Origin of the sequence: Acinetobacter uliginosus, from assembly GCF_044130295.1 — a bacterium.
Lineage (GTDB): Bacteria > Pseudomonadota > Gammaproteobacteria > Pseudomonadales > Moraxellaceae > Acinetobacter.
Map to the genome: position 1 here is coordinate 69,663 of NZ_JBIQOC010000006.1, position 16,248 is coordinate 85,910.

Here is a 16,248-nt window from a genome sequence, read left to right on the forward strand (position 1 = left end):
AAAATGACCCTTTAGCTATGTATGTAGAGCTGACGTTTTGTCAATGTAATAGATTTTTAAACTCAATTCGCTAGTATAAAAACCCGAGTGCCAGTTCCATCACACATCTGGCTGGATAATAATAATGCGGTTAAATTTAAAACCATTTGCCTAGTCAGGTTTTAAACAACTATATTAATATCTTCGCCTTATATCAGCTATAGTTGTTAAACTATAAATAAGCAATTCAATTTTTAGAGGTTTCTCTTCATATGGCCATCGATTTTAAGCAAGACATTCTCGCTCCTGTTGCTTCAGACTTTGCTGCGATGGACACATTTATCAATGAAGGAATCACTTCAAAAGTTGCCTTGGTGATGGCGGTAAGTAAACACGTGGTTGAAGCAGGCGGCAAACGTATGCGCCCAATCATGTGCCTATTGGCAGCCAAAGCCTGCGGCGCAGAAGATATCGAACGCCAGCGTAAACTGGCAGCGATTATTGAAATGCTGCATACCGCAACGCTGGTCCATGATGATGTAGTGGATGAATCAGGCTTGCGCCGCGGTCGTCCTACAGCCAATGCTACATGGAACAACCAAACTGCGGTTCTGGTCGGTGACTTTCTGATTTCCCGTGCTTTCGATTTACTGGTCGACCTGAATGACATGACCCTGCTAAAGGACTTTTCTACCGGTACCTGTGAAATTGCCGAAGGTGAGGTGTTGCAACTGCAAGCACAGCATCAGCCTGAAACCACCGAAAAGACGTATCTCGACATTATTCATGGTAAAACTTCGCGCCTATTTGAACTGGCCACTGAAGGTGCTGCCATTTTATCGGGCACGCCACAATACCGTGAACCCCTGCGCGTCTTTGCCGGTCACTTTGGCAATGCCTTTCAGATTATTGATGATATTTTAGACTATACTTCCGATGCGGAAACATTAGGTAAAAATATTGGTGATGATTTAATGGAAGGTAAACCGACTTTGCCATTAATCTCTGCCTTGCAAAAAACCACCGATGAAGAACATGAAATTGTTCGTCGTAGTATTGCCACCGGCGGTCTTAACCAGCTGGAACGTGTGATCGAGATTGTGCAAAGCTGTGGTGCTCTGGATTATTGCCGCCAACGTGCCACTGAAGAAACACAATTTGCACTGAACGCATTAGATGCACTTCCTGAAAGTGAATATCGCCAGGCACTGATTAATTTGGCCCAGCTTGCCCTCAACCGGATTCAATAACGGTATTTGAAAAATATAGTTTTACCCCTCGCCTATGCATATAAATTTTAATGATCTATTTTTAAAAATGCAGGAGCAGCTTGAATCCAGTCAGACTGTTCTTGATGATTCACTGCTGATTGAGCTGGTGAACCGGATTCGCCCAGATGACTCCACCAATCTTGACGAAATTAACCATAAATTCCAGGCTTTCATCCAGGCACTGCTGCTTACACCCCACGCTGTTACTACCTTTCAAAATTTTATCTTAAAACTCATTAACCAGTACAAGCAAACTAGTTTATATGCCGATACTGGCATTTTGTCTTTGGATGGTTTCTGGAATCAGCTCGCTCAACGGCTGGGTGCGCATTTTCTTCCCCTGATTAATGATCAAAGCCAGCTGCAAGATTTGGTACGGCGTGTTTTTTATCAGCGTAGTGACAAATACTGGCTGGATAGTCTTGTCGATGCAGACTGGCAAAAACTCTTTGCTTTGATCAATCAGGGTCACAGCAATCAGCAAGACAAGCTTAAAATTAAAAGTGAGCTGATCAAGGCCATTACCGTTTTATCTTACCGGATTAGTGGCATTGGGCTGTATCCGGAATTTATTAACGCCCATCCGGAACTTACCGAATATGAATCGCCGTTCTTGGTACAAAACCGGGAAATCAATGAATTTATCCAGCATTACAAGGCACTGCATCAAAACACCGATCCGATGGCCTTAATTGTTCCTCCAGACGCATCTCAAGCTTTGGTCATGATTGAGCAATGTCGGGATGTGGTATTAAAAATTCGTCGTGCCACCAAAAGAATTGGTGTGAGTTTAAGCCTGACCTATCTGCTGTCATTACTGGAACAATGTCTGGACCGTATTGAACTGTTACTTAATCTGATTATGGATGAAGACCAGCTTCGCTATGAATCTTTAGGCTTGTTGCTGGTCGATATCACCCATGCCATTTATAGCGAGCGCAGTGTCCGGTCACTTTTAGCCGCCAATAGCGAACTGATTGCATTACAGGTCACCGAGAATGCCAGTAAAACCGGTGAACACTATGTAAGTACCGACAAGCAAGGTTTTTGGTCGATGTATAAATCGGCTGCAGGTGCCGGTGTCATTATTGCCACCATGGCCAGCTTGAAAATATTGGCTGCGCGAATGGCCATGGCACCCATCATGCAGGCCTTGGTCTTTAGCATGAATTATTCATTCGGGTTTATGCTGATTCATGTCTTGCATTTTACCGTTGCCACCAAACAGCCCGCCATGACTGCCGCAGCACTTGCAGCAACGGTACAACAGACCAAAGGCTCTAAAACCGCACAGATTGCTGAACTTGCCGCACTGATCATTAACATCATCCGCACCCAGTTCATTGCCATTCTAGGTAATATTTCCATTGCCATTCCTACTGCGGCCGTCATCACCCTGCTCTGGCAGTACGGCATGGATGAACCGCTTTTAACTCATGTCAAAGCCACCAAAACCTTACATTCCCTCAATCCATTTACCTCACTGGCCATTCCTCATGCAGCGATTGCCGGGGTGTGTCTATTCTTTTCAGGACTGATTGCCGGCTATTTTGACAACATGGCGGTGTACCGTAAGGTGGGTCCACGTTTACAGGCCCATGCAAACTTAAAACAGTTATTGGGGCAAGAACGCCTGAATAAATTTGCCGCCTATATCGAACGCAATTTAGGCGCATTAGCGGGGAACTTCCTGTTCGGAATCATGCTTGGCAGTATGGGCACCATCGGTTTTATTTTAGGGCTACCTCTGGATATTCGCCACATTGCCTTTGCTTCAGCCAACTTTATTCAGGGTTTGATTTGTATTAATGGCAGCCCTGAAATTGGCTTGATTATTGTGTCATTTTTAGGTGTATTGTTAATTGGTTTGACCAACCTGTTTGTGAGTTTTACTTTAACGATTATTGTCGCGTTACGTGCTCGCCGCGTTCGCTTTGAACAATGGAAGCCATTGGCCAAACTGGTACTCACCCACTTCCTGACTCGCCCCAGTGACTTTTTTTGGCCGCCAAAAACTCCATTAGAAGTAGATGAATTTTCAACACCGCAAAAATCGGCACTCAAGTAATTTGCTATTTTTGTTTTACTTCATGTTAAAAAATCGGTAAAAAGAAAAGCATAATTTACACATACTTGAAATAAAGTGTACTGATGAGTACACTTTAACCATTCATTAGTCATGCTTCAATCGACTAAGATAACAAAGGTTGCTTACATGCCTTATCTGTTGCTTGGTGTAGGATTTTTCTTATTTATTTTCAGCATATTAATGTTGGTTACGCCATTCTTGAATCACTTCGACTGGGTGATGATTGAATGGTTGAGCCAGCATCGTAGCGTGCCACTAAATAGAATATTCATCACACTTTCGACTATAGGCGGTATGCCATTTGTGTTATTTTTAACCACAGTCTGGTGTTTACAGCAGGCATGGTATAAAAAATTTACAAATGTTGTTTTTATTGGCATGGGGCTGATCGGAAGTACTGCCACGGTTTGGCTACTTAAATATGTAATTTCAAGACCTCGCCCACCCGAAATGTATCATCTGGTTGCAAGCTATGGTGCTGCATTTCCCAGTGCGCATAGCCTTTATGCCGCAACTTTGGGTTGTCTTGCAATTTATCTCAGTCAAAAACATCCCCAGCACATACTGGTTTGTATATGTGCTTTTATCTGGCTGTTTGTTATGGGAATTTCCAGGGTTTATCTGGGCGTGCATTTCCCCTCTGATGTCTTGGCGGGTTGGAGCATAAGTTTTATTTGGATCACACTACTTTATCTGCTGTATGCCAAATTAAGTAGAGAAAAAAGAAATTAGTTTTAGAGAAGAATCTAATCGAGGTGGAACAATGATGTCTGCAAAGCTATGGGCACCCGCCCTTACCGCTTGCGCATTAGCAACAAGTATTGCACTTGTTGGTTGTAGCAAAGATCCCAAGGATGCGCAGCAAGCTGCAGCAGCCCAAAAAATGCCACCGGCTGAAGTCGGTGTCATTGTTGCTCAACCCCAAAGCGTAGAGCAATCGGTAGAACTTTCTGGTCGTATGACGGCATTTGAAATTTCTGAAGTCCGTCCACAAACCAGTGGTGTCATTCTTAAACGTCTGTTTACTGAAGGAAGTTATGTCCGTCAAGGACAGGCACTGTATGAAATTGACTCGCGAACCAACCGTGAAACTGTCGCCAGTGCACGTGCTGCGCTCAACCGTCAGCAGGCCAACTTAAACCTATTACGCGTGAAAGAAGGACGTTACCGTCAACTTGTCGGCACCAATGCCATTTCAAAACAAGAATATGATGATATTGCTGCACAAGTAAAACTGGCTGAAGCGGATGTCGCGGCAACCCAGGCCGAACTTAAAAATGCAGAAATCAACCTCGGTTATTCTACCGTTCGTTCACCTATTTCAGGTCAAACCAACCGTTCAAGCGTCACTGTAGGTGCCCTGGTTACCGCAAGCCAGGAAGCACCTTTAGTGACAGTGCAACGCCTGGATCCAATCTATGTTGACATTAACCAGTCGAGTGCCGAGCTGCTGCGTTTACGTCAACAGTTGAGCCAAGGCAATTTGGGTAGCAGCAACAATACTAAAGTGAAGCTTAAGCTTGAAGATGGCAGTTATTACCCAATTGAAGGTCGTCTTGCATTTTCCGATGCCAGTGTGAATCCGGAAACCGGTACGGTAACGCTGCGTGCTGTGTTCCAGAACCCGAACCATTTACTGCTTCCAGGCATGTATGCAACTGCTCAAATCGTGCAAGGTGTTATTCCGAATGCCATGCTGATTCCTCAGGCAGCGATTACCCGTACCCCAACAGGTCAGGCGATTGCCATGATCGTGAATGCCAAAGGTGTGGTTGAAACACGTCCGGTTGAAACTGCCGGTGTGCAAGGCAAAGACTGGATTGTGACCAAAGGCTTGCAAACGGGTGAAAAAGTCATTGTTGATGGTATTGCCAAGGTGAAAGAAGGCGCAACCGTGGTTGCCAAACCTTACCAGCCTCAAGCTGCAGCACCTCAGGGTGCAGGTCAGCCTGCGGCAGATGCAAATAAAGCAGGCCAACCTGCTGGCCAAGCACAACCTAAAACTGAACAAAAAGCTACTTCAAATGCATAAGGGGTAGACTGAATGGCTCACTTTTTTATTCATCGCCCGATTTTTGCTTGGGTGATTGCATTGGTGATTATGCTGGCGGGTATTTTAACCCTCAGCAAAATGCCCATTGCACAATATCCGACCATTGCACCGCCAACGGTAACCATTGCTGCGACCTATCCAGGTGCATCTGCTGAAACTGTAGAAAATACAGTCACCCAGATCATTGAACAGCAAATGAACGGTCTGGATGGCTTACGCTATATTTCGTCCAACAGTGCCGGTAACGGTCAGGCATCTATTGCATTGAACTTTGAACAAGGCATTGATCCTGATATTGCACAAGTTCAGGTGCAAAACAAATTACAGTCCGCAACTGCCCTGCTGCCTGAAGATGTACAGCGTCAGGGCCTCAAGGTGACCAAATCGGGTGCCAGCTTCCTGCAGGTAGTTGCATTCTACTCGCCAGATGGTTCACTCTCTGATGCCGACATCAAAGACTACGTCAACTCGAATATTTCTGAACCGCTAAGCCGTGTAGCTGGTGTAGGTGAAGTTCAGGTCTTTGGTGGTTCTTATGCCATGCGTATCTGGCTGGACCCAGCAAAACTCAGCAGTTACCAGCTGACCCCAAGTGATGTTGTGACCGCACTGCGCACCCAGAATGCACAGGTTGCAGTAGGTCAACTCGGTGGTGCGCCTGCTGTTGAAGGCCAGGTACTAAATGCCACTGTAAATGCACAAAGCCTGTTGCAAACACCTGAACAGTTCCGTGCCATTTTCTTGAAAAATGCCGGTTCTGGTGCAAAAGTGACTGTGGGTGATGTGGCTAAAGTTGAATTAGGCTCTGACACCTATCAGTTCCGGTCTAAATTCAACGGTAAACCTGCTGGCGGTGTAGCAATTAAACTGGCTACCGGTGCAAATGCACTCGACACGGCAACTGCAGTAGAAGAGCGCTTGCAACAACTGCGCAAAAACTATCCAAGTGGTTTGAAAGACCAGTTGGCGTTTGATACCACGCCGTTTATCAAACTTTCGATTGAAAGTGTGGTTCACACCTTAATTGAAGCGATTGTGCTGGTATTCCTGGTGATGTTCCTGTTCTTGCAGAACTGGCGTGCCACCCTGATTCCAACCATGGCCGTGCCTGTAGTGGTGTTGGGTACTTTTGCCATCATCAACCTGTTTGGCTTCTCGATTAACACCCTCACCATGTTTGCCATGGTCCTTGCAATTGGTTTGCTGGTGGATGATGCGATTGTTGTGGTCGAGAACGTAGAACGAGTGATGCAGGAAGAACATCTCGATCCGGTTACGGCGACTGAAAAGTCGATGCAACAGATTTCGGGTGCCCTGATCGGTATTACGACAGTATTAACCGCAGTATTCGTACCGATGGCATTCTTCAGTGGTACGACCGGTGTAATTTATCGCCAGTTCTCGATCACGCTTGTGACCGCGATGATTTTATCCCTGGCCATTGCCCTGACCTTCACTCCTGCGCTTTGTGCAACCTTGCTGAAACAGCATGATAAAGACAAGCCGGAAAGCAATGGTGTGTTCGCACGCTTCTTCCGCTGGTTTAACCATGGCTTTGACCGCTTATCAGTCGGTTACCAGAAATGGGTAGGCAAACTGCTGATTCATAAAATCATTGCGGGTGCCATTTATGCCGTGGTCATCGCTGGCTTGCTGTTCATGTTCAAGAACCTGCCAAGTTCATTCCTGCCGAATGAAGACCAGGGTGTAGTAATGACGCTGGTTCAGCTTCCACCGAATGCCACACTTGATCGTACCGAAAAAGTGATTGATCAAATGAACGGTTTCTTTATGGAAGGTGAAAAGGCCAATGTCGATTCTATCTTCAGCGTTGCGGGCTTCTCATTCACGGGTATCGGTCAGAATGCCGGTTTAGCCTTCATTAAGTTAAAAGACTGGAGTGAGCGTACAACACCTGAATCTCAAATCGGTGCCATCATCCAGCGTGGTATGGCCCTGAACGTGATTGCCAAAGATGCCTCTTACGTGATGCCTTTGCAGCTTCCTGCAATGCCGGAACTGGGTGTTTCTGCTGGCTTTAACTTGCAGTTGAAAGATGCTGCAGGTAGTGGTCACGAAAAACTGATTACTGCCCGTAACATGATTCTGGGTATGGCAGCACAAGATAAACGTCTTGTCGGTGTGCGTCCGAACGGCCAAGAAGATACGCCGCAATACAAAATTTATGTTGATAATGAAAAAGCCAGCGCTATGGGCGTCAGTATTTCTGAAATCAACAGCACCATGAGTATTGCTTGGGGTGGTTCATACATTAATGACTTTATTGACCGCGGTCGCGTGAAAAAAGTCTATGTTCAGGCCGTACCCGATGCGCGTATGATGCCGGAAGATTTAAACAAGTGGTACGTACGTAACAACCTGGGACAAATGGTGCCGTTCTCTGCCTTTGCAACCGGTGAATGGACCTATGGTTCGCCACGTCTTGAACGTTATAACGGTATTGCATCGGTGAATATTCAGGGTACCCCTGCACCGGGCGTCAGCTCTGGTGATGCAATGCTCGCCATGGAAGAAATCATTGCCAAACTGCCACAAATGGGCATGAGCGGTTTTGACTATGAATGGACAGGTTTATCTTTAGAAGAACGTGAAGCAGGTTCGCAAACTGCGGGTCTATATGGGCTTTCTATGTTAATCGTGTTCCTGTGTCTTGCTGCATTGTATGAAAGCTGGTCTATTCCATTCTCGGTACTGTTGGTGATTCCTTTAGGTATTGTCGGTGCAATTGGCTTAACGTTCCTTGGCATGATCGTACTGAAAGATCCAAACTTGTCGAATAACATTTACTTCCAGGTCGCGATTATTGCCGTCATTGGTTTGGCTGCGAAGAATGCGATCCTGATTGTAGAATTCGCCAAGGAGCTGCAGGAGGATAAAGGCGAGCCTTTGCTTGAAGCGACGCTTCATGCAGCGAAAATGCGTTTACGTCCCATTATTATGACCACCCTTGCCTTCGGTTTTGGTGTACTTCCGCTTGCACTGGCTGCAGGTGCAGGTGCAGGTAGCCAACATTCAGTCGGATATGGTGTACTGGGTGGCGTAATCAGTTCGACTTTATTGGGTATCTTCTTTATTCCGGTGTTCTACGTCTGGATTCGAAGTATCTTTAAATACAAACCTAAAAACCAAAATAATCAGGAGCAAGCATCGTGATGCAAAAGGTATGGTCTATTTCAGGTCGTAGCATTGCGGTATCTGCACTTGCGCTTGCTTTGACAGCCTGTCAAAGCATGCGTGGCCCAGAGCCCGTAGCTCAAGCAAATATTCCAGAACAGGGTTATTTAACCGCAAGTTCTGGACCTTCAATTGCTGAAAAAGGTTATAAAGACTTTTTTGCCGATCCACGCTTGCTTCAAGTGCTTGATCTGGCATTGGCTAATAACCGTGATTTGCGTACTTCAACGTTGAATATTCAGCGTGCACAGCAGCAGTACCAAATTACCCAGAACAACCAGCTGCCAACCATTGGTGCCAGTGGCAGTGTACTGCGTCAGGATACAATGAACACCAAGGGTGCGATGACCAGCTACAATGTCGGCTTAGGTGTGACTGCCTATGAGCTGGATTTTTGGGGCCGCGTGCGCAGCTTGAAAGACAATGCTTTAGATACGTATTTAGCGACTTCAAGTGCGCGTGATGCGACTCAAATTGCATTGATAGGTCAGGTTGCACAAGCCTGGTTGAATTATTCGTTTGCCAATGCCAATTTAAAACTTGCCGAGCAAACGCTGAAAGCCCAGCTTGAGTCTTATAACCTCAATAAAAAACGTTTCGATGTCGGTATCGACAGTGAAGTTCCTGTGCGTCAGGCACAAATTTCTGTAGAAACGGCCCGTAACGATGTGGCCAATTACAAGACCCAAATTGCCCAGGCACAAAACCTGCTGAACCTGCTTGTCGGTCAAGCGGTTCCTGCCAATTTGCTGCCGACTCAACGTGTCACACGTATCAGTCAAAGCAATGCCATTGGTGCCGGTTTACCAAGTGACTTGTTAAATAATCGTCCTGACATTCGTGCTGCGGAATATAAACTGTCTGCGGCGGGTGCTAATATTGGTGCAGCCAAAGCACGCATGTTCCCGACTATCAGTCTGACCGGCAACGCAGGCTATGCCTCAACCAGCTTGAGCGACCTGTTTAAATCAGGTGGATTTGTCTGGTCAGTGGGTCCGAGCATCGACCTGCCAATCTTCGATTGGGGTACGCGTAAAGCCAACATCAAGATTTCAGAAACAGATCAGCAAATTGCCTTATCTGACTATGAAAAATCGATTCAATCCGCTTTCCGTGAAGTGAATGATGCCCTGGCGGTACGTCAAAATATTGGTGACCGTCTGGCAGCACAGCGCCGTCTGGTGGATGCAACCAATACCACTTACCGATTGTCAAATGCCCGCTTCCGCGCCGGTATTGACAGCTACCTGACGGTACTGGATGCACAACGTGCATCATATGCAGCCGAACAGGGTTTATTGTTGCTTGAACAAGCCAACATGAATAACCAGGTTGAATTGTATAAGACCCTGGGTGGCGGTATTAAAGCCAACACCGGTGATGCCGTTCAACAGGTACCTTCTTCGGCTGAACGCAAAGCGGCAAACAGTGCTCAGTAATATTCCAATATGATAAAAAAGCCTGCGCCATGCAGGCTTTTTTATTGCTTTTTTAAACATGATTTCCTATCTTCAATAAATCCCATTTCATTTGAATATCAAAACATGCTGCTGAGTAATTTAGAATCTGTTCCGGGTCATACCGTTATTCGTCAACTCGATGTGGTCTATGGCAGCACTGTACGCAGTAAGCATGTCGGACGTGACCTGCTTGCAGGCTTAAAAAATATTGTCGGTGGTGAACTGACGGCCTATACTGAACTGCTGGAAGAGTCGCGGCAGGAAGCCATGAACCGCATGATTGAAAAGGCCAGATTAATGGGCGCCAATGCCGTGGTTGGCATCCGTTTTTCAACCTCCAATATTGCCCAAGGTGCTTCGGAACTTTTTGTGTATGGCACAGCAGTTGTGGTGGAGCCAAACATTCCTAAACTTCCCGATCCATTTCAAGCGCAGGTCTAAGTGATGGATGGGTTAATTCTCCAGATAGTTGTTTTTGCCATTTTATTTGCACTCGGTTTTGGTTTCGGCAGATACAATGAACGCAAGCACCTGGATTCACTGGCGGAAAATGAACAGCGTTTGGCTTATATCACCCTGGATAATAGCCGTTTTAAAATATCTTCATATCCGGGGCAACTGGTGAGCAGCAATGTAGTAATTTCGCATGATTACTTTAAATATGTGATTGCCAATATCCAGAACTTTTTCGGTGGTCGTCTGACCAGTTATGAAAGTGTGGTGGAACGTGCCCGACGTGAAGCGATTGTCCGCTTGAAACTGGAAGCCGAGAAAATCGGTGCAACCCAGATTATGGGCTTACGCCTCAGTACCACAGAGATGGGCATGCAAGGCGGAATGGTGGAAGTGTTTGCCTATGGAACGGCGATTCAACTATAAGCCTAATCCTCCCCCGATAAAAGCAAAGTCCCTCTTTATTAAAGAGGGATTTAGGGAGATTATTGATAAATCTCCGGTTGCAGATTCGAAATATATTTCAAGTGCTCAAGGGAGGGATTATATCGTGACTAACATTTTACTATTTAGAATCCCCCTAAGTCCCCCTTTTGCAAAGGGGGACTTTAAAGCTTCTTCTTTTAAAATAGAAAGAGCTTTAATTATTTTACCTTAGCCTTGCGGATCATTTTATACAGGGTACTTGGCGATAAGCGTGACATCCATACCCCCAGTTTTTCTTTGGTTCCACCCACCACAATATATTCTTCACCGTTCAGCAAAGCACTCAGCACGGTTTTGGCAAACGCTTCTGGCTCCAGACCATTTTCAATCGCTTCATCCTGATGCCCCTGCGGTTTGCCTTCTCCATTTAAGGCGTTGAAAGACACATTGGTTTTGACAAAACCCGGAAACACCACACTGACATGAACACCCTCTTGTGCCACCTCTGCGCGCAAGCTATTGGCCCACATGTGGATGGCCGCTTTTGCCGCTGAATATGAAGCACGGTACTGGGTACCCAATAAACCCGCCACGCTAGAAACAAAGATAATCCGTCCCGAATTTTGTTGCAGGAAGGTCGGCAAAACAGTTTTGGTCAGAAAAACTTGCGAAAAATAATCCACTTCCATAATGGCACGTTCAGTTTGCATGGTGGTGTCGGCAATTAAGGCTCGCTGGCTTAGGCCGGCATTATTAATTAACCAGTCAATACTCCCTTTCTGGTTCAGCACTTGCTCATAAGCATGGCGAACCTGATTTTCATCAGTAATATCGGCACTGACACAGATATGCCGATCAGGATGAGTTAAGCTTAAACGGACGTTTTCCAGTTCATCGATACGGCGTGCACTCAGTACCACCTCTGCCCCCTGCAAGGCACACTCCTGAGCAAGAGCCTTACCTAAACCTGAAGATGCACCGGTAATCCATACCACTTTGTTGTTTAAACTGTCCTGCTGCGCCATGTTATGCTTCCTGTTTTAAATTAGGTTTCAGAATTGTTTGATCTGTCCGTTTTAGGCTCTGGGTTCAAAAACATCAGAAAATGATCAAGATAACGATGAGTATCTTGAGCATCATAATAAGTTCCAATTTTTTCCAAACGTTTATAGCCCATTTGCGTGGTCAAATGAATCACCCCATTCAGGGTTTTATCAACCACCAAATTGAATTTCAACATTTTTTTAGGCTCACGTAGCAAATAGGTCACACCTTGATCGACCATTTCGGTAAAAGCTTTCAAGGCAGGCGAAACATATTGGCTATTTCCACTCTTGACTTGTTCCACATAACCTAACAGTTCCACCACCAGTACATGATCAACCTGATAGGAAATATAGTATTGATCATTTTTTTCATGTGCCATTTCAATCAAATAATTAACCATTGGAGTGAGACGGTCATTACCAAAAAATGACACCGACCACGGCATATATTTACGTACCGTATCTAAAATCTGTTGCACCACTTTTTCAGATTCCCGGTCACTGGAGGTAGATAAACGGGCAATTTCACCAAACACCTGATCCACAATTTCACAAGAGATATCCGCCAGGACTTCACCCAGCGGTTTCGCCAGACTTTCGCTTTTGCCCTGATTGAGTTGCTGGTGAATCTGCCAGAACCGTTGATGTGTTTCTGCTTTTAATTTTAAAGAAATCATATAATTCATGGTGATCATCTCCTTTTTAGTATTGTTCTGCGATCATCTGCGCTGTTTTTATAATACTCTCATCATAGAACCGAATTGTGTATGTGCCAAATGCTTAATTTTTGCATTTTCTTTAGCTGCCTCATCTGTCATTTTTTTTGCTACAATAACTGCAATTTTTTATTCACTTTTGATCTGTTTTCACTATGACTGATTCTGCGCAAAATATTGCTACGACCTACGATCCTACCGAGATCGAGAAAAAATGGTACCAAACTTGGGAAGAGCGCGGTTACTTCAAGCCGTCTGAAAAAGGCGAATCATTTTGTATCATGATTCCGCCACCAAACGTCACCGGTAGCTTGCACATGGGTCATGGTTTTAACAATGCCATCATGGATGCTCTGACTCGTTTTAACCGTATGTCAGGCAAAAATACCTTATGGCAACCAGGTACTGACCACGCCGGTATTGCAACGCAAATGGTGGTAGAGCGTCAGTTGGGTGCAGAAGGCATCAGCCGTCATGACCTGGGCCGTGAAAAGTTCATCGAAAAAGTCTGGGAATGGAAAGAACAGTCTGGCGGTAACATTACCCGCCAAATCCGTCGTTTAGGTTCTTCGGTTGACTGGTCACGTGAACGCTTCACCATGGATGAAGGTTTATCCAATGCAGTGAAAGAAGTGTTTGTCAAACTGCATGAAGAAGGTTTGATCTACCGTGGTAAACGCTTAGTTAACTGGGATCCAAAACTGCAAACTGCACTGTCTGATCTGGAAGTAGAATCAGATAAAGAAGAAGCAGGTTCATTGTGGCACTTCAAATATTTCTTTGAAGACAAATCCCTGCGCACGCATGATGGTAAAGATTACATCGTAGTAGCAACGACTCGTCCTGAAACCTTGCTGGGTGATACAGCAGTTGCAGTTGCGCTGGATGATGAGCGTTATGCAGCGCTTGTTGGCAAGAACATCATCCTGCCAATTACAGGTCGTGCAGTTCCAATCGTTAAAGATGAATATGTAGACAAAGAATTCGGAACCGGCTGTGTGAAAATCACCCCTGCACATGACTTCAATGACTATGAAGTGGGTAAACGCTGCGAATTGCCAATCATCAACATCTTCAACAAAAATGCTGAAGTATTGGCTGAATTTGAATACATCGCGAAAGCGGGTAAGCAAATTTCTAAAACCATTCCTGCCCCTGCGGACTACATTGGTTTAGAACGTTTTGAAGCACGTAAAAAGTTAGTAGAACAAGCTGAAGCGGAAGGCTGGTTAGACCAAATCCAACCATATACGCTTAAACCACCTCGTGGTGACCGTTCGGGCGTGATCGTTGAGCCTCTATTGACAGACCAATGGTATGTGAAGATTGCGCCGCTTGCGAAACCTGCGATTGAAGCGGTTCAAGACGGTCGTATTAAGTTCGTACCTGAACAGTACAGCAACATGTACATGGCATGGATGAACAATATCCAAGACTGGTGTATCTCTCGTCAATTGTGGTGGGGTCATCGTATCCCGGCTTGGTACGATGCAGAAGGTAATGTATATGTTGGTCGTGACGAAGCTGAAGTTCGTTCGAAAAACAACATTCCTGCCGATGTTGAATTGAACCAAGACGAAGATGTATTGGATACATGGTTCTCTTCAGGTCTTTGGACATTCTCAACCTTAGGTTGGACTGGCGATGCCAAGAAAGATGCAGAAAACTACTTCTTAAATACGTTCCACCCGACTGATGTATTGGTGACTGGCTTTGACATCATCTTCTTCTGGGTAGCCCGCATGATCATGATGACCATGCACTTCATGAAGAATGAAGATGGTACGCCACAAGTGCCGTTCAAAACTGTGTATGTACACGGTCTGGTACGTGATGGCGAAGGCCAGAAGATGTCTAAATCTAAGGGGAACGTGCTTGACCCATTAGATTTGATTGATGGTGTTGATCTAGAAACTCTAGTACAAAAACGTACCACTGGTTTGATGAACCCGAAACAGGCTTCGAAGATTGAAAAATCAACCCGTAAAGAGTTCCCTGAAGGTATTCAGGCGTATGGTACGGATGCGGTTCGTTTCACCTTCTGCGCACTGGCCAACACCGGTCGTGACATCAAGTTCGACATGAAACGTGTTGAAGGTTACCGTAACTTTGCCAACAAAATCTGGAACGGTACGCGTTTCGTTATGATGAACGTGGAAGGTCAAACGGTAGGTCAAACGGCTCGTCCTGATCTTTGGGAATTGCCTGAACAGTGGATCATCAGCCGTCTGCAAAAAGCGACTGCTGCGGTACAAACTGCATTTGCAACCTATCGTTTAGACTTAGCTGCACAAGCGATTTACGAGTTCATCTGGAATGAATACTGTGACTGGTATGTAGAACTGACTAAACCTGTTCTGAACGATGAAAATGTATCTGAAGAGCGTAAAGCGGAAGTTCGTCGTGTATTGCTTGCGGTGATGGAAGCATCTTTACGTCTTGCACATCCATTAATGCCTTACCTGACTGAAGAAATTTGGCAAACGCTTGCACCTAAACTTGGCATCACTGGCGAAACGATTATGCTTGCGCAGTACCCGACTGCGGATGAGTCGTTGATGAATGACCAGGCTGAAGCAGATATGCAATGGCTACAAGGTTTGATTGGTGCGGTTCGTAACATCCGTGGTGAGATGGGCTTAGGTAATGCACGTTTGTTGCCTGTTCTTCTGCAAAATACCACTGAAGCTGAAAAAGCACAGATCACTCGTATTGAAGCGCTGTTCAAAGCACTGGCGAAAGTTGAAAGCATCACCTTCTTGGCTGATGGCGAACAACCACCTTTGTCATCATCTTCTGTTGTAGGTCATGTATCTGTATACGTTCCAATGAAGGGCTTGATTGATCCTAAAGCGGAATTGGGTCGTCTACAAAAAGACTTAGACAAGGTTCAAAAGCAACATGACCAAATTGCCAATAAACTTTCTAACGAAGGTTTTGTGGCAAAAGCACCTGCTGCTGTGGTTGAAGGCGAAAAAGTGAAACTTGCTGAGTTTGCTGACCAGTTAGCGAAGATTAAAGCGAATATGGAGCAAATTGCGGCGCTTTAATGCTGTAGTTTGATTCAAAAAATCCCCTCAAATGAGGGGATTTTTTATTCTTCGCCTTCTTCAATAATATCAATTTCATTTGTACTGAAAATAGAATCAATTTCATGCTCTTCATATTTTTGTTTTAACATAGTATAAGTTTCTGGGTTAGTAACCCCCCATGAATTAGTCGCCCCTAAAAAAGATAATTGAAAATATTTATTGATATCATCCAACATCATTACATCACGACATAAACCAAGGATGGTATTATTTTTAAGTATTTTATAATTTTGAATAACACGATTAATTAGTTTATCTAAATCATTTAAAGTCTCAATCCCGAAACTCTCCAATTCTTGAATCAACTTTTTCTCGCTCTCAATATTTAAAGATGATGATAAAGACAAATATTCTTTATATTTATTATAGGACTTACGCATTGACAGATTCAAAAAAGTATTAAAATGCTTTATAAAGTATCTGTGATCAGACGAATTAAACATGCTTCTACAGCAACTTGTACATTAC

At 44.8% G+C, this 16,248-nt stretch carries 12 protein-coding genes; 9 read left to right on the forward strand and 3 right to left on the reverse strand.

Annotated elements, in window-relative coordinates; all coding sequences use genetic code 11:
* The first annotated feature begins 251 nt into the window (after positions 1 to 251).
* The 8 genes from sdsA (at position 252) to ACE01T_RS02645 (ending at position 10,926) form a co-directional block, all read left to right on the forward strand.
* Complete coding sequence (gene sdsA, locus ACE01T_RS02610) at positions 252 to 1,229, forward strand: All-trans-nonaprenyl-diphosphate synthase (RefSeq protein WP_086196865.1); 978 nt, start codon at positions 252 to 254, stop codon at positions 1,227 to 1,229.
* A 34-nt stretch (positions 1,230 to 1,263) separates the two neighbouring features.
* Positions 1,264 to 3,318, forward strand: a complete 2,055-nt coding sequence (locus ACE01T_RS02615; protein WP_395518659.1) for a site-specific recombinase — start codon at positions 1,264 to 1,266, stop codon at positions 3,316 to 3,318.
* Between the two features lie 147 nt (positions 3,319 to 3,465).
* Positions 3,466 to 4,071 (forward strand): phosphatase PAP2 family protein, encoded by a 606-nt coding sequence (locus tag ACE01T_RS02620; protein ID WP_180080653.1) that lies wholly within the window; start codon positions 3,466 to 3,468, stop codon positions 4,069 to 4,071.
* A 31-nt stretch (positions 4,072 to 4,102) separates the two neighbouring features.
* Positions 4,103 to 5,371 carry an efflux RND transporter periplasmic adaptor subunit gene (locus ACE01T_RS02625; RefSeq protein ID WP_180043201.1) on the forward strand — a complete coding sequence of 423 codons (1,269 nt, stop codon included), beginning with the start codon at positions 4,103 to 4,105 and terminating at the stop codon, positions 5,369 to 5,371.
* 12 nt (positions 5,372 to 5,383) lie between these two features.
* Positions 5,384 to 8,566 (forward strand): efflux RND transporter permease subunit, encoded by a 3,183-nt coding sequence (locus ACE01T_RS02630; RefSeq protein ID WP_086196868.1) that lies wholly within the window; start codon positions 5,384 to 5,386, stop codon positions 8,564 to 8,566.
* A complete protein-coding gene (adeK, locus tag ACE01T_RS02635; RefSeq protein WP_180080681.1) occupies positions 8,566 to 10,026 on the forward strand; it encodes a multidrug efflux RND transporter AdeIJK outer membrane channel subunit AdeK in 1,461 nt (486 codons plus the stop codon). Before ACE01T_RS02630 ends, adeK begins: the two co-directional genes overlap by 1 nt.
* A gap of 105 nt (positions 10,027 to 10,131) precedes the next feature.
* Positions 10,132 to 10,488, forward strand: coding sequence for a YbjQ family protein (locus tag ACE01T_RS02640; protein ID WP_180080651.1), 357 nt, complete (start codon positions 10,132 to 10,134; stop codon positions 10,486 to 10,488).
* A 3-nt stretch (positions 10,489 to 10,491) separates the two neighbouring features.
* A complete protein-coding gene (locus ACE01T_RS02645) occupies positions 10,492 to 10,926 on the forward strand; it encodes a YbjQ family protein (RefSeq protein WP_180043202.1) in 435 nt (144 codons plus the stop codon).
* A gap of 218 nt (positions 10,927 to 11,144) precedes the next feature.
* On the opposite strand, the gene ACE01T_RS02650 is transcribed toward ACE01T_RS02645, so the two are convergent.
* Together ACE01T_RS02650 and ACE01T_RS02655 are read right to left on the reverse strand one after the other, a co-directional pair.
* Positions 11,145 to 11,951 carry an SDR family oxidoreductase gene (locus ACE01T_RS02650; RefSeq protein WP_395518660.1) on the reverse strand — a complete coding sequence of 269 codons (807 nt, stop codon included), beginning with the start codon at positions 11,949 to 11,951 and terminating at the stop codon, positions 11,145 to 11,147.
* Between the two features lie 20 nt (positions 11,952 to 11,971).
* Complete coding sequence (locus tag ACE01T_RS02655) at positions 11,972 to 12,658, reverse strand: hypothetical protein (RefSeq protein WP_395518661.1); 687 nt, start codon at positions 12,656 to 12,658, stop codon at positions 11,972 to 11,974.
* 185 nt (positions 12,659 to 12,843) lie between these two features.
* Between ACE01T_RS02655 and ACE01T_RS02660 the strand changes: the two genes are divergently transcribed.
* Positions 12,844 to 15,738: a valine--tRNA ligase gene (locus ACE01T_RS02660; protein ID WP_180043205.1), complete on the forward strand. Its 2,895-nt coding sequence runs from the start codon at positions 12,844 to 12,846 to the stop codon at positions 15,736 to 15,738.
* Between the two features lie 44 nt (positions 15,739 to 15,782).
* Here the strand turns inward: ACE01T_RS02660 and ACE01T_RS02665 are convergent, their stop codons facing one another.
* On the reverse strand, positions 15,783 to 16,160 hold the full coding sequence (locus tag ACE01T_RS02665; RefSeq protein WP_395518662.1) for a hypothetical protein: 378 nt from the start codon (positions 16,158 to 16,160) through the stop codon (positions 15,783 to 15,785).
* Positions 16,161 to 16,248 lie beyond the last annotated feature (88 nt).